This window comes from Micromonospora sp. A202 (assembly GCF_006715105.1).
GTDB lineage: Bacteria > Actinomycetota > Actinomycetes > Mycobacteriales > Micromonosporaceae > Micromonospora > Micromonospora zamorensis.
Genome location: NZ_VFMP01000001.1, coordinates 5,212,564 through 5,231,464 on the forward strand (window position 1 = coordinate 5,212,564; position 18,901 = coordinate 5,231,464).

Sequence of the window (18,901 nt, forward strand, 5' to 3'; positions counted from 1 at the left end):
TGCTGCTTCGTTGGGCGGTGAGGCAGCACCATCCCTGAAGTTGCTGTCTGCCTCACCGCCCACGGGGTCGGGACAGCGCGCCGGGTGGGTGCGGGGTGGGTCAGCTGCGGCGGAAGGCGTAGCGGCGGCTCTGGCCGGCTTGTTGACCACGCCCGCCGGCCGAGCGCGTCCCGCCACCCTGCGGCGGTCCGGCGGTCGGTGCCTTCGGTCGCCCGGCGACCTTCGGCAGGTCTGCCACCACCGGCGCGTCGACTGCTGCCGGCACGTCGAACGGCGGCACCAGCTCACCCGGCACGACCGCTGGCGGAGCCGGCTGACTCAGCACAGCTGGCGGAGCCGGCTGACTCAGCACAGCTGGCGGAGCCGGCTGACTCAGCACCGCCGGCAGCGCCGGCTGGACCAGCACTGCCGGCTCACCCAACTCCGCCGGAAACGCCCGATCGACCAGGAGAGCCGGTTGGACCGCGAGATCGAAGTCGGGGCGGGTCGGTAGGAGCGCGTCATGGCCGGCCGCCGAGTCGGTGCCCGCGGACGTGGGTGCGACTGAACGGGATTTCTTCCGGTTGCGCCTGGCAGGCATCCGGGCCTCCTTCAAAGCCGACCGGCACGGCCGGTCCCGCGCGCCGGCGGTCGGTCGGATCGGCTGATGACCGTCGTCGTGCGACGGTCCAACGGGGAAGGGACTGCTCACCGGGGGTCGGGACACAGCCAGCGCCGCCGAACGGCGGGTGGGAGATGCGGGACGCCCGGGAGCGCACGGACCGCGACGCGGGGCGGCGGGCCGGCTCTGAAGAGGGGCGTCAGTTGCGCATGCCCGCACTCTATCGGCACCAGGTGGGACGGTGCAGCCGATTTTCCTGGCACCATCGGCGGCATGCTGATCGCGTTCTCGATAACCCCGCTCGGTGTCCGTGAGTCCGTCGGTGACCTGGTCGCCGATGCGGTACGGGTGGTCCGTGACTCGGGCCTGCCCAACCGCACCGACGCCATGTTCACCACCGTCGAGGGTGAGTGGGACGAGGTGATGGCGGTCGTCAAACAGGCGGTCGACGTGGTGGCCGCGCACGCACCCCGGGTGAGCGTGGTGCTCAAGGCCGACATCCGGCCGGGGGTGACCGACGCGCTCACCGCGAAGGTGGCGCACGTGGAGAACCGGCTGGCCCAGGGCTGAGCGCCATCGGTCGGTGACCGGCTGTTGGGCAGCGCTCCCCCATGGCCCCTGCGTCGCGATACCGTCGCAACACATTGACACGACGGCGAGAGGTGGCGGCACGGATGGTTGAGCAGGCGAGGGCGCAGATTGGTGTGACCGGGCTGGCGGTGATGGGTCGGAACGTGGCCCGCAACCTGGCCCGCAACGGCTTCACGGTGGCAGTGCACAACCGGTCGCCGGAACGCACCCGCAGCCTGGTTGCCGAGCACGGTGACGAGGGCACGTTCGTGCCCGGCGAGTCGATGGCCGATTTTGTGGCGTCGTTGGAGCGCCCCCGCGCGGTCATCGTCATGGTCAAGGCTGGCACGCCCACCGACGCGGTGATCGACGAGTTGGTGCCGCTGCTGGAAGAGGGCGACATCATCGTCGACTGCGGAAACGCCCACTTCGCCGACACCCGCCGTCGGGAGGAGGCGCTGCGCGCGCAGGGCCTGCACTTCAGCGGCACCGGCGTCTCCGGTGGCGAGGAGGGTGCGCTGCGGGGGCCGAGCATCATGCCGGGCGGTTCCGCCGAGTCGTACGCCAAGCTCGGGCCGATGTTCGAGAAGATCGCCGCGCAGGTGGACGGTGTGCCGTGCTGCATGCACGTCGGGCCGGACGGCGCCGGGCACTTCGTCAAGATGGTGCACAACGGCATCGAGTACGCCGACATGCAGCTCATCGCCGAGGCGTACGACCTGCTGCGGGCCGGTCTGGGCGCGGAGCCGGCGGAGATCGCGGAGATCTTCCGCGACTGGAACAACGGCGAGCTGGAGTCGTTCCTCATCGAGATCACCGCCGATGTGCTCGCGCACACCGACGCGGCGACCGGCCGGGCGTTCGTGGACATCGTGCAGGACCGTGCCGAGCAGAAGGGCACCGGCCGGTGGACGGTGCAGAGCGCCCTGGACCTGGGCATCCCGATCACCGGGATCGCCGAGGCGACCTTCGCCCGGTCGCTCTCCGGGCACGTCGACCAGCGGGAGGCGGCCCGTCGGGCGTTCCCGGACGCGGGTGAGAAGTGGCAGGTCGCCGACCGGGACGCGTTCATCGAGGACGTCCGCCGGGCGCTGCTCGCTTCCAAGATCGTTGCGTACGCGCAGGGCTTCGACCACATCCGAGCCGGCAGCCAGGAATACAACTGGGACATCGACCTCGGCGGCACCGCGACGATCTGGCGGGGCGGCTGCATCATCCGGGCCCGCTTCCTCAACCGGATCCGCGAGGCGTACGACCAGCAGCCCGACCTGTCGACGCTGCTGGTGGCACCGTACTTCGCCGAGGCGGTCGCCGCCGGTGTGCCGAGCTGGCGCCGGGTGGTGGGTGACGCGACCCGGGCCGGTGTGCCGACGCCCGCGTTCTCGTCGTCGCTGGCCTACTTCGACGCGCTGCGCGCCGAGCGGCTGCCCGCCGCGCTGATCCAGGGTCTGCGGGACAACTTCGGGGCGCACACCTACCAGCGGGTGGACCGGGACGGCTCGTTCCACACCACCTGGGCCGGCGACCGCGCCGAGTCCCCCGCCTGACCTGAGCGACGGTCACCTGGCCCCGCCCACGTGGGGTCAGGTGACCGTGGCGTGCATCTCCCAGACGAGGATCTCGGCTGGTTCGTCGGCGGTGACCCGCCGGCCGCCGGTCATGGTGAGCCGGGCCGCGTCGCCGGTGCCGAGCGGGCCGCTGCCCTCCAGGGTCACCGTGCCGTTGGGCACGTACAGATGCACGAAGGGCGCGTCGGGGATGGTGACCTCGTCGCCGGGGGCGAGTCGGGCGGCGTGCAGGGTCGCGTACCGGTTGCGGATCCGGATGGCGGACGCCCCGTCGTAGCGTTCCATCCCGGAGGCGATCGGCACCAGGCCGCCGCGGAGCAGCTCGTCCTCGATCTCCAACTGCTCATAACCGGGGTCGCCGCCGTCCTCGTCGGGGAGCACCCACATCTGCACGAAGTGGACCGGGTCGCTGTGCGGCTCCTGGTTGTTGAGCCGCCAGGCGTCGTTCTTCTCCGAGTGCAGAATGCCGGTGCCGGCGCTCATCCGCTGCGCCAGCCCCGGATAGATCACCCCGGAGTGCCCGGTGGAGTCCTGGTGCACCAGGGAGCCACGCAGCACCCAGGTGACGATCTCCATGTCTTGGTGCGGGTGGGTCTCGAAGCCGGCACCCGGTCGCACCACGTCGTCGTTGTTGACCAGCAGCAGACCGTGGTGGGTGTTGGCCGGGTCGTAGTGCCGGGAGAACGAGAACGAGTGGTGGGAGTCGAGCCAGGAGATCCGGGTGGAGAAGCGGTCCTCGCCACGACGGATGTCGACGGCGGGAGCGGGCGCGGTCACCAGGCACGCTGCCCGGTGTCGGAGGTCGACGGCGCCCACGTCAGGGCCGGTTCGCCGGTGGCCAGCTCGGCGATCTCACCGGTGCGCAGCTGCGGGGTGTGGCCGAACTCGGCGCAGTGCTGCTCGGCGATCTCGGCGCAGATGTCGGCCACCTGTTCGCAGATCGGGTCACCCAGATCGGCCGCGTTCAACGCCATGATCATCTTGAACCGAAGATCCCGCACACCCACCCCAACCGCAGTAGTCCCGCCACTTCCGGACCCTACCCGCCGCCCTTTCGCGAGACCCCGAAACGACAGCTCAGTCCCCCAGCCGGAACCCCTCCGGCCCGACCGCGTCGATCATGCAGTTGTGGTGCCGCACAGAAGTGGCGAAAGCGGTGGAACCGCCCACCACAACTCCATGATCGACCGGGTTGGGGGCGGGTTTGGGGCACAGGGAGGCGCCGCCCACACGGGGTGTGGGCGGCGCCGGTGGGTCTGGGGTTAGAAGAAGCGGCGGCGCTTGGCCTTCTGCGGGCGCATCAGGTCAGCGCCCCTGGTCAGCAACCGGGTAGCCCCGGAGGGACCACGCCGGGCCTCCAGTGTGTGGCTGAGCCGGCGAGCACCGGCAGCCGCCAGTGGCACCGCGACCGCCATCACCGCCCACTGGGCAATGCGCTTCTGGATCATGTGGGTTCACCTCCGTCAGTGGCTTCTGACGTCTCTGATACCCCGAGTGACGTGCGGGTAAGCGTCGGTTCAGAGAACAGGGGCGACCGGGTTGGGCAGCGCCCCGCCGAAGCGCCGGTCCCGCTGCGCGTACAGCTCGCACGCGTACCAGAGGTGGCGGCGATCGAAGTCGGGCCAGAGCGTGTCCAGGAAGACGAGCTCGGCGTACGCGGCCTGCCAGAGCAGGAAGTTGGAGATTCGCTCCTCGCCTGAGGGGCGCAGGAACAGGTCAACCTCCGGGACCTCCGGGTGGTAGAGGTATTTCGCGACGGTCTTCTCGCTGACCTTCGCCGGATCCAGCCGGCCGGCCGCCACGTCCCGTGCGATCGCGGCTGCGGCGTCGCCGATCTCGGCCTGCCCGCCGTAGTTGACGCAGAACTGCAGGGTCAGCGTCGAGTTGTCGCGGGACATCTCCTCGGCGGTCTGCAACTCGGAGATGACGCTCTTCCACAACCGCCCGGCCCGGCCCGACCAGACCACCCGGACGCCGAGGTCGACCAACTCGTCGCGACGGCGACGGATCACGTCCCGGTTGAACCCCATCAGGAACCGGACCTCGTCCGGCGAGCGCCGCCAGTTCTCGGTGGAGAACGCGTACACCGACAGGTACGGGATGCCCATCTCGATCGCACCCTCGATGGTGTCGAAGAGGCTGTGCTCCCCCGCCTCGTGCCCCTTCGTGCGGGGCAGCCCGCGGTCCTTGGCCCAGCGGCCGTTGCCGTCCATCACCACCGCCACGTGCTTCGGCACCGCGTCGCCGGGCAGCGCCGGCGGTCGGGCGCCGGACGGGTGTGGTGTCGGCGGCGTCGGCTCGCGCCGGCCAGCCTTCTTCGATCGGATCACTCGGTCACTCCCTGTTCGCGCCGTCCGCCCCGGCCTCGACGTCGCCACGTGGCCGGAGCACCACGGCCCCGGTGCCATCCGGCGGCGAGGCCGTGCTGGTCGCCGAGGGACCCCGGTCGACCAGCGGCAGCGAGCGTAGCGCGCGCTCCAGGTGCCACTGGAGGTGAGCTGCGACCAGCCCACTGCACTCCCGGCGTACGCCGGCTTCGGTGGCGTCGGCGAGCACCCAGTCACCGGTGGTCAGCGCGGACATCAGGTCGACGGTGGCCGGCGCGGGGTGGGCCGCGCCGGGTGGCCGACAATCGGGACAGACCGTGCCGCCGGCGGGCACGGAGAACGCCCGGTGCCGGCCGGGGGTGCCGCACACGGCGCAGGCGATCAGCGCCGGCGCCCAGCCCGCGAGGGCCATCCCCCGCAGCAGGTACGCGTCGAGCACCAGGGTGGTGGCGTGCTCGCCCCGGGACAGCGCCTTCAACGCGCCCACGGTGAGCTGGAACAGCCGCAACGACGGCTCCCGCTCGACCGGGGTCAGTCGCTCGGCGGTCTCGGCGATCGCGCTCGCCGCCGTGTAGCGCGGATAATCCCCCAGGAACCGCTTGCCGTACAGGTCGATGCCCTCGACCTGGCTGACGCTGTGCAGTGAGCTGCCGTGGTTGCCCTTCGGGTCGCCGGCGAGCTGGAGGTCGACGTGGCCGAACGGTTCCAGCCGGGCGCCGAACTTGCTGGTGGTGCGGCGGATCCCTCGGGCCACCGCGCGCAGCCGGCCATGTCGACGGGTCAGCAGGGTGATGATCCGGTCGGACTCGCCGAGTTTCTGCACACGCAGCACCACCGCGTCGTCGCGGTAGAGCTGTCGGCGATACCCGGCCATCGGGCCATTCTCCCTCGGGGTGTGAAATCAGGGTCGGTTCGGGGTGGATGCGCGGATGAACCCCGATGCGCGTGGCTCCGCACCGGCCGTAGCGTGCTGGCCATGGCAATGCAATCCACCACCGACGCCCGCCGTCGTCGCGCCGCCACCCCCATCGCCCTGGGGCTGACAACCGCCCTCATCGTGCTCGCAGGGTGCGACAACCTGGCCATGCGCCGGCTCGACTACGACGACACCGAGGCCGTGAAGATCACCACCATCCGGGTGCTGCCGGGTGCCGGCGACGTGATCGTCCGGGGCACCGCCACCGCCGCGGAGGCGCGGATCAAGCGGGTGGTGCGCTACCAGGGCGGCGAGCCCAAGGCCCGGTACGAGATCAAGGGCAGCGAGCTGGTGCTGGACACCGACTGCGGCGACCGGTGCAGCGTCTCCTACGAGGTGGCCGTGCCGGAGGGCGTCGCCCTTCAGGGCGAGTCCGGCTCCGGCGATGTCGAGCTGAGCCGGGTCGGCGCGGTGGACCTGCGCCTGGGCTCCGGTAACGTCCGGGTCAACGGCGCCTCCGGCACGGTCGGGGTGGAGACCGGGTCCGGGAACATCGACGTGAGCGAGGCCAGTGGGACGATCCGCCTGCGCGCCGGCTCGGGGGACATCACGGCGCGCCGCCTCGGTGGCGCGGCGGACGCCGAAGCCGGCTCCGGCAATGTCACAGTCGAGCTGGACAAGCCCGCCTCGGCCCGGGCGCACGCCTCCAGCGGCGACGTCACGATGCTGGTGCCGGCGGGCAGCTACCAGGTGCGCTCCAGCACCGGTTCCGGCGACGCGCGGATCACCGTCACGCACGACCCGGCCGCGACCGACGTGCTCGACGGCTCGGCCGGCAGCGGCAACGTCACGATCACCCAGCGCTGACATCGCTCCGTGCCGCCGCAACCCGCTGCGGTGGCACCACCGCCCGCCCGAGGGTGGCCCCGGCCGGCTGCTCGTCGGGACGGCCGCGGCGCTCGGTGTCGAGCTGTTCGCGGCCCTCGGTGTCGAGCTGGTCGGCCAGCTCGGTTGCCTGGACCGGGCCGCCGGGGATCAGCTCCGGGCGGCGACGGGCGGCGACGTCCTCGACCCAACCGACGGCCAGGGTGACCACCCCGACCAGCGCGAAGACCAGCACCACCCGGATGGCCAGACCCACCGGGTCCCGATGGGACCAACCCACCACGTCGACCAGCGGAGTGAGCGCCACCACGAACGGCATGTGCCAGAGATAGATGGTGAGCGCCCGCCGGTTGACCACGGTCACCGCCCGGTCAGCCAGCCGGCTTCGGGCCAGCCAGGCCACCCCGGCAGGGGCTCGGCCCAGCACGATCAGGATGAACGCGGCCGACCAGAGCGCGTTGCCGAGGTGGTTGTCGTTGAGGTCGTACCCGCGCGGGCCGGGATGCCCGACGATCCAGGCGCCGCCGGTCACCGCGAGCGCGAGCGCCACCGGATACAGCACCCGACCGGCGAGCCGGCGCAGCATCCCGGCGTGATGGGCGAAGCCGAGCATCCACGCTCCGAAGTAGAGCCCGAACTCGCGCAGCACCGGAGGCGCCGGGTAGATCCCCACCTCGATCGCCACCAGCAGGAGGTACGGGGCGAGCAGGGTCAGCAGCGGGGCACGCCGGAACAGCCAGAACGCGACCGGTGAGGCGAGCACGAACCACAGGTAGTCGCGCAGGTACCAGATGATGCTCAGCGCCAGGGCGCCCCAGTTGTTGGCCGGCGGGTCGGCGATCGGAAACAGCCACAGCAGCACCCGGGGGCTCATCGGCATCCCGCTGAGCAGCATGGCCGGCACGAAGACCACCGCGAGCACCCACAACGACGGCAGCAGCCGCCGCAGCCGCCGCCCGACCGCCGCCGGCCCGGAACGGGTCAACGAAGCGGCCATCAGCGAACCGGCCAGCGCGAACATCACCGACATGGCGGGGAAGACGAGGGTGAGGGTCGCCCATCCAGTGACGTGGTAGACGACAACTCGAACGATGGCCAGGAAACGGAGCAGATCGAGATACCGGTTGCGCATCAGCCTGCATCTGGGTCGGGGACGCCGGGCGTAACTCCCCTACCCTGCGCGGTGCCCGCGCGAAACGGTCACCACCCCGACCAAACGTGAGCCTTTCCACCCACCTGACCGAAGACGATCATGCGTGCGGCCGCTCAGGCGAGGCATCGGCCATGCGGCAGCGCACCGACCGCCTGCGGCCGCCCGGCGCTCCGACCGCCTCCGTCGAGGTGGCCCACGACGCAGCCAGCGCCTGCCCGTACCGCGTAGACGATGGCGTGCCGGGGTGCGGGATCCGCCGGTCCGGCGGGTCGTACGACGATGTCGGTGAAGCCGGCAGCGGTGAGCGCCCGCCGGATCCGGTCGACGGTCTGCTCGGGGCTGCCCGTGGCCGGAAACATCCGCCGGCGGGCCTCCTCCGCCAGGCACTCCTGGCTGACCGGCGCGGCACACTCCAGCGTCACCCGGCCGATTGCTGCGTCGACGGCATCGGCTGCGGTCTCCGCCTCGGTGCGCTGCCCGGAGGTGAGGTTGCTGCGGCGGAGATTGTCGTCCATCATCCGTCGGCAGTAGGCAAGGTCGTCGTCCCCGCCAGCCGGGCCAGCCCCGCCGCAGAGGACGGCAGAGGGCGTGTCGACCGGAGCAGGTGGGTCGAGATCAGCCTGCCCCTGTGCCGGCACGGAGGCGGTGGACCCGCTGCGTGGCGTCGAGGACTGCGGCCCGCAGGCCGTGAGTGCCAGGCCGGCAAGCACGAGCCCGACCAACGCGGCCCGGGCGGGGCCGGTGACCGTAGCCTGCGGGTGCACTGCCGCAGCATAGCCGGGCCTCGTCCGTTTTTCGGGCCGGGAGCGGTGCCAGGGATTCGTAGTCTGACGATGACTGACCCACTAGCCAGCGCGGAGGCGCTGCTGGCGCTAACTCAGACGATTAGGAAGTACGGCGGTGCCGCACCCGCACCGACCGGACCAGATCACCCAGCCGGCCGGTGCGGTGGATCAGAAACCCAGCTTGCGCAGCTGCTTGGGGTCGCGCTGCCAGTCCTTCGCGACGCGGACGTGCAGGTCGAGATAGACCCGACTGCCCAGCAGCTCCTCGATCTGCCGGCGGGCGTTGGTGCCGACCTCCTTGAGCCGGCTCGCCTTGTGACCGAGAACGATGGCCTTCTGGCTGGGCCGCTCCACGTAAAGGTCGGCGTAGATCTTCATGACCTGACCCTCGGGGATCATCTCCTCCACCACCACGGCGATGGAGTGCGGCAGCTCGTCACGGACGCCCTCCAGGGCTGCCTCCCGGATCAGCTCCGCGACGAGAACCTGCTCGGGATCGTCGGTCAGCATGTCGTCCGGGTAGAGCTGCGGCGACGGCGGCAGATATTTGGTCATCACGTCGACCAGGGTGTCCACCTGGTGTCCGGACACCGCGCTCACCGGCACGATCTCGGCGAACTCCCCCATCTGGCTCACAGCGAGCAGCTGCTCCGCCAGGCGGCGCTTGTCGACCAGATCGGTCTTGGTGACCACCGCCAGCACTGTCGCCTTCAACTCGGCCAGCTCACCGGTGATGAACCGGTCACCGCGCCCCACCGGCTCGTCCGCCGGAATGCACAGGCCGATGACGTCGACCTCCGTCCAGGTGGACCGGACCAGGTCGTTGAGGCGCTCGCCGAGCAGCGTACGGGGGCGGTGCAGGCCGGGGGTGTCGACCAGGACCAGCTGCGATTCCGGTCGGTGCAGCACGGCCCGGATGACGTGCCGGGTGGTCTGCGGCTTGTTCGAGGTGATCGCGATCTTGGTGCCGACGATGGCGTTGGTCAGCGTCGACTTGCCCGCGTTGGGCCGGCCGACGAAGCAGCCGAACCCGGCACGGTACGGCCGCGCCTCCGGGTCCTGTACGGGGCTCACTGGGTCACCGTGCCGAGGACCGTGCCGTCGGGAGCGGCCACGTGGATCGGCGCGTCCACCGTGAGGTCACGTACGGCCGCATGACCGGCGCCGTCCAGCGTCGACGCCTCGGTCACCACCGCCGCGGCCTCCAGCCGGCTCGCCCCGGCAGCCACGGCGGACGCGACCGCCAACTGCAACGCGGTGAGGGTCAACGAGGGCAGCGCGACACTGGCCGCCGCGTACGTCCGACCGTCCTGATCCCGGACCGCGGCGCCCTCCACGGCGCCGACCCGTCCGCGGGCTCCCCGAGCCAGGACGACGAGCTTGCCGTCCTCGGCGCTGAGCGTCGCCGACTCGGTGGGGGCGGGTCGGGCGGCGGGCGCGGCGGGTGTGTCAGGCATCGGCAGCTTGCCTCTCGTCATCTCGGTAGTTGTCCGTGTCGTCCCCGGGGCCGGCGTGGTCGCCACGCCCCGCGGTGTCCTGTTCGTGGCCCGACTCCACCCGGCTGACCAGGACGGTGTCGATCCGGTTGCGCCGGCCGGTGGTGCCCTCGGCGACCAGCCGGAGGCCGGCGACCTCCGCCTCCGCACCGGGGATCGGCACCCGCCCCAGCGACTGGGCGAGCAGGCCACCGACCGTCTCCACCTCGTCGGTGGGCAGATCGGTGTCGAACATCTCGCCCAGGTTCTCCACCGGCAGGCGGGCGGTCACCCGCACCGTGGAGTCCGCCAGACGTTCGACGGGCGGGCGTTCGACATCGTACTCGTCGGTGATCTCACCGACGATTTCCTCCAGGATGTCCTCGATGGTGACCAGACCGCCGGTGCCGCCGTACTCGTCGACGACGATGACCAGGTGGTTGCGGGCCGCCTGCATCTCCGAGAGCAGGTCGTCGACCGGCTTGGACTCCGGAACGAAGGTCGCCGGGCGCATCAGCTCGGCCACCGGCAACTGCTCGGCCTCCGGGTCACCGCCCCGGGAACGTCGGATCAGGTCCTTGAGGTAGAGCACACCCAGCACGTCGTCGACGCTCTCGCCGATCACCGGGATGCGGGAGAAACCGGAACGCAGGAAGAGCGCCAGCGCCTGCGCGAGCGTCTTGCCCTCCTCGATCCACACCATCTCCGTACGCGGGACCATCACCTCGCGGGCGATGGTGTCGCCGAGGGCGAAGACCGAGTGGATCATCTGGCGCTCGCCGTGCTCGACCACGCCGCGTTGCTCGGCCAGGTCGACCAGCTCCCGCAACTCCACCTGCGTGGCGAACGGCCCCTCGCGGAAGCCGCGCCCCGGGGTGACCGCGTTGCCGATCAGGATCAGCAACGACGCGAGCGGGTTGAGCGCCCGGCCCAGCCAGCGGACCATCGGCGCCACCGCACGACCCACGGCGTACGCGTGCTGCCGGCCGATGGTGCGCGGCGCGACGCCGACCACCACGAAGCTGACCACGGTCATCGCGCCGGCGGTCACCAGCGCGGCCCGCCAGCCGGCACCGAAGCTGTCCACCGCGACGAGCGCCACCAGCGTGGTGGCGGTGAGCTCGGCGAGCAGCCGCAACAGCAGGAGCAGGTTGAGGTGCCGGACGACGTCGCCGGCGACGACCTGGAGGGTGCGGGCGCCGCGCACACCGTCGCGGGCCAGCTCGGCGGCCCGGGCCGGCGAGACCGCCGCGAGAGCTGCCTCGGTCATCGCGATCAGACCGGCCAGCACCACCAGGCCGGCCGCGAAGACGATCAGCTGCAGGTCAGGAAGGCCGGCGGTGGCACCGGCCGCAAGTAACGGAGGAGTGGACATCACTGGGTGCGGGTCGACCGCCAGCTGGCCAGCAGTCGGGCCTGGAGCGCGAACATCTCCCGCTCCTCCTCCGGCTCGGCGTGGTCGTAGCCGAGCAGGTGCAGCACCCCGTGCACGGTGAGCAGGTGCAGCTCGTCGGCCGGCGCGTGCCCGGCGGTCGCCGCCTGCTTGGCCGCGACCTCCGGGCACAGCACGATGTCGCCGAGCAGGGCGGGCTCGCCGCCGGCCGGCGCGGACTCACCCGGGCCGTGGTCGACGCTGCCCTCGTCCATGGGGAAGGCGAGCACGTCGGTCGGGCCTTCGCCACCCATCCAGCGGTGGTTCAGCTCGGTCATGTAGTCGATGTCGACCAACAGCACGGACAACTCGGCGAGGGGGTTGACCCCCATCTCGTCGAGGGCGTGCCGGGCGACGGCGAGCACGGCGTCAGTGTCGACGTCGACACCGGACTCGTTGGCGATCTCGATGGACAACTGCTTTCCTCTGCTTTAGCGGCGACGGCCGGACCGGCCGCCCTGGGCGGGTCGCCCGGGCACGGCGTGGACGCCCTGCGCCTGCTGGTTCTCCCGCTCGGCGTCCCAGCGGGCGTACGCGTCGACGATCTCCCCGACCAGACGGTGGCGGACCACGTCGGTGCTGGACAACTGGGCGAAGTGCACGTCGTCGACGTTTCCCAGGATCTCCCGGACGACCCGCAGGCCGCTGCTCGTCCCGCCGGGAAGGTCCACCTGGGTGACGTCACCGGTCACGACGATCTTGGAGTTGAAGCCGAGTCGGGTGAGGAACATCTTCATCTGCTCGGGCGTCGTGTTCTGCGCCTCGTCCAGGATGATGAACGCGTCACTCAGCGTCCGGCCCCGCATGTATGCCAGAGGCGCGACCTCGATCGTGCCCGCGGCCATCAGCTTGGGGATCGTCTCCGGGTCGAGCATCTCGTGCAGCGCGTCGTAGAGCGGACGCAGGTACGGGTCGATCTTCTCGTTGAGCGTGCCGGGCAGGAAGCCCAGTCGCTCACCCGCCTCCACCGCCGGCCGGGTCAGGATGATCCGGTTGACCTGCTTGGCCTGCAACGCCTGGACGGCTTTCGCCATCGCCAGGTAGGTCTTGCCGGTGCCGGCCGGGCCGATGCCGAAGACGATGGTGTTCGAGTCGATCGCGTCGACGTAGCGCTTCTGTCCGAGCGTCTTGGGGCGGATGGTGCGCCCGCGACGGGAGAGGATGTTGAGCGTCAGAACCTCGGCGGGCCGCTCGGCGGTGCCCTGCTCGAGCATGCCGACGGTACGCCGGACGGCGTCAGTGGTCAGGGTCTCGCCTTTCTCGATGAGTTCGAGCAGCTCACTGAAGACGCGCTCGGCGAGGGCGTTGTCCGCGGGCTCACCGGTGATGGTGATCTCATTGCCGCGAACGTGCACGTCACTGGCGACCGAGCGTTCGACGAGTCGGAGGATCTCGTCGCCTGCGCCGAGCAGATTGACCATGATCTTCGAGTCGGGCACGGTGATCCTGGTCTGCACCCGGGGCGGGCCGGGAGGTGGGGTGCCGGTCATAGGTCGGGCCCGTAGGGCCCTGCGCCACCTGCTCTCGATCTCGGCGCCGGCCTGCTGGCCTGGCGTGCGGACGTTACACCCATCGTATCCGTTCAACGCGGGCCGCATCGCGCCCATTTCCGCTGGCCGCGATCAACTGCCGGCCCGGAAGTCGTACCCCTCGAAGGTCTCCTGGTGGCGGGTGAACCGGTACGTCGCCCAGTGCATCCGGACCACCGCCCCGGCCTCGTCCCGGGTCAGCCGCAGCAGCTCACCGGCCTCCCGACCGGAGGCGGTGCGGAACACGTCCGGCTGGTCCGGCAGGGGCGTGAAGATCGCCGGCGGGCGTCCGGCGGCGTCACCGGCCCCGCTCGCCCGCAGGGCACCGTCGCGCCAGGAGAACACGTACTCGAAACCCTCCCCCCACCAGCGACCGAGCACGCCCCGCAGGGCCGCCGGGGCGGGTGCCCCCGGTCGCCATACCTCGATCTCGGCCGGGTCGTGCTCGACCGCCGCGGCGAGCAACCGGTGCGGCAGGTCGAACAGTTCGGCCGCCGTGCCGGACGAGCCGAGCACCGCGGCACCCATCGCGCCGGCCGTGCCGTCGCCGCCCCGCCGGCCGTACACCCCGGCGAGGAAACCGGGCATGGCCCCGTCGTGCCCCACGTGCATCACCCGCTCCCCCTGCGGGACGAGGATCAGGCCGAGCCCGAAGCCCGCGCCCCAGAGCGTCTCGTCGGTGGTGGTCAGCGGCCAGCGCATCTCGTCCAGGGTGGCGGGGGCGAGCACCGCGCCGGCCGGGTCCAGTGCCGCCGGGTCGGCCAGGAACGCGGCCCAGCGCGCCATGTCGGTCGCGGTGCTCCAGAGCTGGGCGGCCGGGCCGACCGCGCCGAAGTCGGTCGGCGGCTCCGGGTGTGCCTCGTCGGAGTACGCGTCGACCAGGAAGCCGGTGGCCGCCGTCGGCCGAGGGGTCACCGTGGTGTCGGTCAGCCCCAGCGGCGTGAGGATCCGCTCGGTGAGCGCCTGCGCCCAGCTCTCGCCGCGCAGCCGGGCGACCAGTTGACCGAGCACGGCCAGCCCCAGGTTGGAGTAGTGGAACCGGCGGGCCGTCGGCAGCACCCGCTCGGCCCGGTCCAGCTCTGCCACCAACTGGTCGGCGTCCGGTGCGCGCAGGCTGTCCCAGACGTCGCCGAACGGCTCGCGTTGCAGACCGGCGGTGTGTGACAGCAACCGGCGTACGGTCAGCTCGCCATGTGCGGGAAGGTCCAGGTGCCGGCCCACCGGGTCGTCCAGGTCCAGCAGCCCGTCGTCGCGGCACTGGAGGGTGAGGGCCGCGGTGAAGGTCTTGGTGACCGAGCCGATCCGGAACTGGGTGCCCGGCCCCAGCGGGCTGTCGGTGCCGGTCTCGCCGACTGTGCAGCTCCAGAGCGGGCGGTCGGCCCGGTGCAGCGCTGCAGACACCGCCGGCACCCGGGCGTCGGCCTGCACCCGCCGGACCAACCGACCCAGGCGCTCATCCACCCGGCTGTCCGGCGCCGGTCCTGCGCTCACGTCAGGTCCCGGGCGAGCATCGGGCCGAGCGGCGCGCCACCGAGCAGATGTGCGTGCACGTGGAACACCTCCTGACCGCCGTACGCGCCGGTGTTGAACATCAACCGGAAGCCGTCGCCGAGCAGGCCCTCGTCCTCCGCCACCGCGGCGGACGTCGCCAGCACGTCGGCGGCCAGCGCAGGGTCACCCTGGGCGAGCGTGGCGACGTCGGCGTAGTGCTCCTTCGGAATGACCAGGACGTGCACCGGCGCCTTCGGGTCGATGTCGCGGAAGGCGAGCGTGGTGTCGGTCTCCCGGACCACGGTGGCCGGGATCTCCCCGGCGACGATGCGGCAGAACAGGCAGTCGGATCCCATCGGGGCAGTGTAAGGACTAACGGGCCGGGGGCGCCCCGGCGCAGCATGCGCCGCCGGCCTGTTCGCAGGAGAGACCGGCTGAGGCAGGATGGCCGGCATGACGGATCGGGCGGTACTCGTGACGGGGGCCTCGCGCGGCATCGGCCGTGCGGTGGCGACGGCGTTCGCGGTCGGTGGCGACCGGGTGGCGATCCACCACCGGGACTCGGCCGACGCGGCCGAACAGCTGCGCGCGCAGTTGCCCGGCACCGGGCACGTGGTGGTCCGCGCGGACCTCACCGACCCGGACGCCGTCCGGGTCATGGTCGACCGGGCCGCCGAGCTGCTCGGTGGGTTGGACGTGCTGGTCAACAACGCCGGGACGTACGGCGACCGGGACGAGCCGCACCCGATCTTCGGCACCTCCTACGAGCAGTGGCAGCAGCGCTGGCGGCGGGTGGTGGAAACCAACCTCACCGGTGCCGGCAACGTCACCTGGTGTGCCGCCCAGCACATGCGCGAACGCGGTGGGCGGATCGTCAACGTCTCGTCCCGTGGCGCGTTCCGGGGCGAGCCGGACCAGCCCGCGTACGGCGCCAGCAAGGCGGGTCTGAACGCGCTGGGTCAGTCGCTCGCCGTGGCGCTCGCGCCGTACGGCATCACTGTCGCCACCGTCGCGCCGGGTTTCGTGGCGACCGACATGACCACCGAGCACCTGCGCGGCGAGCACGGTGCGGCGATCCGGGCGCAGAGCCCGTTCGACCGGGTGGCCGAGCCGGAGGAGATCGCGGCCGCGGTGCACTGGCTGGCCTCGCCACAGGCCGCGTGGGCCTCCGGCACGATCGTCGACCTCAACGGCGCCTCCTACCTGCGCAGCTGACGGCGGAACAGCCGCCCACATCACCCGGCCAGGGGGTGGTTCGCGGCACGAGGGCGGGTAAGTCTCTGCGACATGGCCGACTCCGCGCTGCTGGACCTCACCGCCGACTACCAGGTGGCCGATGGCCACGACGACGACCCCGTCCTGCTCCGACCCGACGGGACGCCCGTCGAGACCTGGCGGGAGGACTACCCGTACGACGAACGGATGGACCGCGACGAGTACGACCGCGACAAGCGGCTGCTCCAGATCGAGCTGCTCAAGCTCCAGGACTGGATCAAGGAGTCCGGCGAGCGTCTGGTGATCGTCTTCGAGGGTCGGGACGCGGCCGGCAAGGGCGGCACCATCAAACGTTTCATGGAACACCTCAACCCGCGTGGGGCGTCGGTGGTGGCGCTCGCCAAGCCGGACGAGCGGGAGGCCGGCCAGTGGTACTTCCAGCGGTGGATGGCGCACCTGCCGGCGGCCGGTGAGATCGTGCTGTTCGACCGTTCCTGGTACAACAGGGCCGGCGTCGAGCGGGTGATGGGCTTCTGCTCCCGCAAGGAATACCTGGAGTTCCTGCGTCAGGCCCCGGAGCTGGAGCGGATGCTGGTGCGCTCGGGCATCCGGCTGGTCAAGTTCTGGTTCTCCGTCTCGCAGAACGAGCAGCGCACCCGGTTCGCGATCCGCCAGGTCGACCCGGTCCGGCAGTGGAAGCTCTCCCCGATGGACATCGCGTCGCTGGACCGGTGGGACGAGTACACGGAGGCCAAGGAGGCGATGTTCTTCTGGACCGACACCGCCGACGCGCCGTGGACGGTGGTGAAGAGCAACGACAAGAAGCGGGCCCGGCTGGAGGCGATCCGGCACGTGCTGCACCGCTTCGACTACGCGGGCAAGGACCCCGAGGTGGTCGGCACGCCCGACCCACAGATCATCGGGCCGGCCGGGCTGGACCTGACGCCGGAGGAAGAGGTCGTGCCGGTGTTTCCCCGCCCCTGACCGACGCCGCGAGCAGGCCGGACGGGCGTGGTCGGACTACCAGCGGCCGAGGCGGGTGGCGAGCACGCTGAGCGCCGCCACTCCGGCGGTCGAGGTACGCAGCACCGCCGGCCCGAGCCGCACCGGCCGGCCGCCGGCCTCACGGAATGCGGTCAGCTCGGCCGGGGCGATGCCACCCTCGGGGCCGACCACCAGGACGATCTCACCGGTGGCCGGCAGGTGGGCGGTGGTGAGCCGCTCGTCGGCCTCCTCATGCAGCACGAACCCGGCGGCGGCACCGGCGATCCGGCGGGCCACAGTGGCTGTCGACTCGTCCGGCGCACCGGCCACCACAGGCAGCCACGGCCGGCGGGCCTGCTTGGCCGCCTCCCGGGCGGTCGCCACCCACTTCTCCCGGGCCCGTACGCCCCGGTCACCGCGCCACTGGGCCACCGAGCGCGACGCCGCCCAGGGCACGATCTCGTCGACGCCGACCTCGGTCATCGCCTGCACGGCCAACTCGCCCCGGTCGCCCTTCGCGATGCCCTGCACGGTGACGATCCGGGGTACGGGCGCGTCCGCGTACCCCCGGGAGGTGATGGTGACCTCCAGGGTGCCCCGGCCGACGGCGGTGACCACGGCGGCGGCCGTGCCACCCCGGCCGTCGGCGAGCAGCAGCTCCTCGCCGACGCGCAGCCGCTGCACTGTGGCGGCGTGGTGCCCCTCGGGGCCGTCCAGGGTCAGCGCGTCGCCGGTGGGCAGCGCCTCGACCAGGAACAGCGGCGCGGACACCTCAGGCGTGCCCGTTGAACGCGTCGCGCATCCGGGAGAAGAAGCCGCCCTGCTTGGACAACTCGGCGACCTCCTCACCGCGGGTCTTGGCGAAGTCGCGCAGCATCTTTTCCTGGTCGGGGTCGAGCTTGGTCGGCGTCCGCACGTCCAGGTGCACGTAGAGGTCGCCTCGGCCGGTGCCGCGCAGGTGGGGTACGCCCCGGGCGCGCAGCCGCAGCGTGCTGGCCGGCTGGGTGCCGGCCTTGACGTCGACCGTCTCCTCGCTGTCCAGGGTCTTGATGGTGAGCCGGGTGCCCAGTGCCGCCGCGGTCATCGGCACGGTGACGCGGCAGTGCAGGTCGTCGCCCTTGCGGGAGTAGACGTCGTGCGGCCGCTCGTGGATCTCCACGTAGAGGTCGCCGGCGGTGCCGCCACCCGGGCCGACCTCACCCTGCTGGGCGAGCCGGATCCGCATGCCGTCCTCGACGCCGGCCGGGATCTTGACGGTCAGCGAGCGGCGGGTGCGCACCCGGCCGTCGCCGGCGCAGGTGGGGCAGGGGTGCGGGATGGTCGTGCCGTAGCCCTGGCACACGGTGCACGGCCGGGCGGAGACCACCTGGCCGAGGAAGGTGCGCTGCACCGACTGCACCTCGCCCCGCCCGGCACACGCCTCGCAGGTCGCCAGGTGGGTGCCGGCCGCCGTGCCGGCGCCGGAGCAGGTGGTGCACAGCACTGCGGTGTCGACGGTGATCGGGGCCTCGACGCCGAACGCCGTCTCGTGCAGGTCCAGTTCGAGGCGCAGGATCGCGTCGGCGCCCGGCCGGGTACGCGGACGCGGACCACGGGCGCCGCCCGCGGCACCGCCGAAGAACGCGTCCATGATGTCCTGGAAGCCGACGAACGGGCCGGCACCTCCGGGACCTCCGGGGCCTCCGGCACCGCCGCCGCCCGGGGCGAGCGGGTCGCCACCCAGGTCGACGATCTGCCGCTTCCGGTCGTCCGAGAGGACCTCGTACGCGGCGTTGATGTCCTTGAACTTCTCCTGAGCCTCCGGGTCCGGATTGACGTCCGGGTGGAACTGGCGCGCCAGCTTGCGGTAGGCGCGCTTGATCTCGTCATCGGAGGCTTCCCGGCTCACACCGAGAATGCCGTAGTAGTCCCTGGCCACTGCGTTCCGTGTCCTCATGTTCGTCTCGCGTTGTGCCGGTCGGCGGCCGCAG

Annotated in this window: 22 protein-coding genes; 5 read left to right on the forward strand and 17 right to left on the reverse strand. The window is 71.7% G+C overall.

The annotated features are described in order from the left end of the window. Positions 1-100: 100 nt before the first annotated feature. Complete coding sequence (locus tag FBZ33_RS23970; RefSeq protein ID WP_141910764.1) at positions 101-580, reverse strand: hypothetical protein; 480 nt, start codon at positions 578-580, stop codon at positions 101-103. A 294-nt stretch (positions 581-874) separates the two neighbouring features. Between FBZ33_RS23970 and FBZ33_RS23975 the strand changes: the two genes are divergently transcribed. Beyond that, positions 875-1,171, forward strand: a complete 297-nt coding sequence (locus tag FBZ33_RS23975; protein ID WP_141910765.1) for an MTH1187 family thiamine-binding protein — start codon at positions 875-877, stop codon at positions 1,169-1,171. Between the two features lie 104 nt (positions 1,172-1,275). Beyond that, the gene (gene gndA / locus FBZ33_RS23980) at positions 1,276-2,718 is read left to right on the forward strand and encodes an NADP-dependent phosphogluconate dehydrogenase (RefSeq protein WP_141910766.1); all 1,443 of its coding nucleotides are present in this window, start codon (positions 1,276-1,278) and stop codon (positions 2,716-2,718) included. 36 nt (positions 2,719-2,754) lie between these two features. Here the strand turns inward: gndA and FBZ33_RS23985 are convergent, their stop codons facing one another. From FBZ33_RS23985 to recO, 5 genes are all read right to left on the reverse strand, one after another. Next, a complete protein-coding gene (locus tag FBZ33_RS23985) occupies positions 2,755-3,516 on the reverse strand; it encodes a pirin-like bicupin family protein (RefSeq protein WP_141910767.1) in 762 nt (253 codons plus the stop codon). After that, on the reverse strand, positions 3,513-3,740 hold the full coding sequence (locus FBZ33_RS23990; RefSeq protein WP_088951944.1) for a thioredoxin reductase: 228 nt from the start codon (positions 3,738-3,740) through the stop codon (positions 3,513-3,515). Before FBZ33_RS23990 ends, FBZ33_RS23985 begins: the two co-directional genes overlap by 4 nt. 261 nt (positions 3,741-4,001) lie before the next feature. Then, positions 4,002-4,187 carry a hypothetical protein gene (locus tag FBZ33_RS23995; protein ID WP_088949682.1) on the reverse strand — a complete coding sequence of 62 codons (186 nt, stop codon included), beginning with the start codon at positions 4,185-4,187 and terminating at the stop codon, positions 4,002-4,004. A gap of 69 nt (positions 4,188-4,256) precedes the next feature. Further along, a complete protein-coding gene (locus FBZ33_RS24000) occupies positions 4,257-5,069 on the reverse strand; it encodes an isoprenyl transferase (RefSeq protein ID WP_088949683.1) in 813 nt (270 codons plus the stop codon). Between the two features lie 4 nt (positions 5,070-5,073). After that, positions 5,074-5,940: a DNA repair protein RecO gene (gene recO / locus FBZ33_RS24005; RefSeq protein ID WP_088949684.1), complete on the reverse strand. Its 867-nt coding sequence runs from the start codon at positions 5,938-5,940 to the stop codon at positions 5,074-5,076. Between the two features lie 102 nt (positions 5,941-6,042). On the opposite strand from recO, the gene FBZ33_RS24010 reads away from it, so the two are divergent. Continuing rightward, entirely contained in the window at positions 6,043-6,849 is an 807-nt protein-coding gene (locus FBZ33_RS24010) for a DUF4097 family beta strand repeat-containing protein (RefSeq protein WP_141910768.1), read from the forward strand. Here FBZ33_RS24010 and FBZ33_RS24015 read toward each other — a convergent pair. The 9 genes from FBZ33_RS24015 to FBZ33_RS24055 all read right to left on the reverse strand — a co-directional run bounded on the left by FBZ33_RS24015 (position 6,836) and on the right by FBZ33_RS24055 (position 15,088). Continuing rightward, a complete protein-coding gene (locus FBZ33_RS24015) occupies positions 6,836-7,999 on the reverse strand; it encodes an acyltransferase (RefSeq protein WP_141910769.1) in 1,164 nt (387 codons plus the stop codon). The two genes, FBZ33_RS24010 and FBZ33_RS24015, sit on opposite strands and share 14 nt — an antisense overlap. A 134-nt stretch (positions 8,000-8,133) precedes the next feature. Further along, entirely contained in the window at positions 8,134-8,784 is a 651-nt protein-coding gene (locus tag FBZ33_RS24020) for a hypothetical protein (RefSeq protein ID WP_141910770.1), read from the reverse strand. Between the two features lie 189 nt (positions 8,785-8,973). Beyond that, positions 8,974-9,879 (reverse strand): GTPase Era, encoded by a 906-nt coding sequence (gene era, locus FBZ33_RS24025; RefSeq protein ID WP_141910771.1) that lies wholly within the window; start codon positions 9,877-9,879, stop codon positions 8,974-8,976. After that, positions 9,876-10,262 (reverse strand): cytidine deaminase, encoded by a 387-nt coding sequence (locus tag FBZ33_RS24030; RefSeq protein ID WP_088949687.1) that lies wholly within the window; start codon positions 10,260-10,262, stop codon positions 9,876-9,878. Before FBZ33_RS24030 ends, era begins: the two co-directional genes overlap by 4 nt. After that, a complete protein-coding gene (locus FBZ33_RS24035; protein ID WP_088951947.1) occupies positions 10,255-11,679 on the reverse strand; it encodes a hemolysin family protein in 1,425 nt (474 codons plus the stop codon). The genes FBZ33_RS24030 and FBZ33_RS24035 overlap by 8 nt, the downstream gene beginning before the upstream one ends. Continuing rightward, the gene (gene ybeY / locus FBZ33_RS24040; protein WP_088949688.1) at positions 11,655-12,128 is read right to left on the reverse strand and encodes an rRNA maturation RNase YbeY; all 474 of its coding nucleotides are present in this window, start codon (positions 12,126-12,128) and stop codon (positions 11,655-11,657) included. The genes FBZ33_RS24035 and ybeY overlap by 25 nt, the downstream gene beginning before the upstream one ends. A gap of 15 nt (positions 12,129-12,143) precedes the next feature. Then, a complete protein-coding gene (locus tag FBZ33_RS24045) occupies positions 12,144-13,202 on the reverse strand; it encodes a PhoH family protein (protein ID WP_141910772.1) in 1,059 nt (352 codons plus the stop codon). 132 nt (positions 13,203-13,334) lie between these two features. Continuing rightward, positions 13,335-14,732, reverse strand: coding sequence for a serine hydrolase (locus FBZ33_RS24050; protein ID WP_141910773.1), 1,398 nt, complete (start codon positions 14,730-14,732; stop codon positions 13,335-13,337). After that, positions 14,729-15,088: a histidine triad nucleotide-binding protein gene (locus tag FBZ33_RS24055; RefSeq protein ID WP_088949690.1), complete on the reverse strand. Its 360-nt coding sequence runs from the start codon at positions 15,086-15,088 to the stop codon at positions 14,729-14,731. The genes FBZ33_RS24050 and FBZ33_RS24055 overlap by 4 nt, the downstream gene beginning before the upstream one ends. Positions 15,089-15,185: 97 nt before the next feature. On the opposite strand from FBZ33_RS24055, the gene FBZ33_RS24060 reads away from it, so the two are divergent. Together FBZ33_RS24060 and ppk2 are read left to right on the forward strand one after the other, a co-directional pair. Continuing rightward, a complete protein-coding gene (locus tag FBZ33_RS24060) occupies positions 15,186-15,947 on the forward strand; it encodes an SDR family NAD(P)-dependent oxidoreductase (RefSeq protein ID WP_141910774.1) in 762 nt (253 codons plus the stop codon). A 72-nt stretch (positions 15,948-16,019) separates the two neighbouring features. Then, positions 16,020-16,931 (forward strand): polyphosphate kinase 2, encoded by a 912-nt coding sequence (gene ppk2 / locus FBZ33_RS24065; protein WP_099856550.1) that lies wholly within the window; start codon positions 16,020-16,022, stop codon positions 16,929-16,931. 36 nt (positions 16,932-16,967) lie between these two features. Here ppk2 and FBZ33_RS24070 read toward each other — a convergent pair whose 3' ends face one another. Both FBZ33_RS24070 and dnaJ read right to left on the reverse strand, forming a co-directional pair. After that, positions 16,968-17,702 (reverse strand): 16S rRNA (uracil(1498)-N(3))-methyltransferase, encoded by a 735-nt coding sequence (locus FBZ33_RS24070; protein WP_141910775.1) that lies wholly within the window; start codon positions 17,700-17,702, stop codon positions 16,968-16,970. Between the two features lies 1 nt (position 17,703). Then, positions 17,704-18,849 carry a molecular chaperone DnaJ gene (gene dnaJ, locus FBZ33_RS24075; protein ID WP_172862226.1) on the reverse strand — a complete coding sequence of 382 codons (1,146 nt, stop codon included), beginning with the start codon at positions 18,847-18,849 and terminating at the stop codon, positions 17,704-17,706. Between the last annotated feature and the right edge of the window lie 52 nt (positions 18,850-18,901).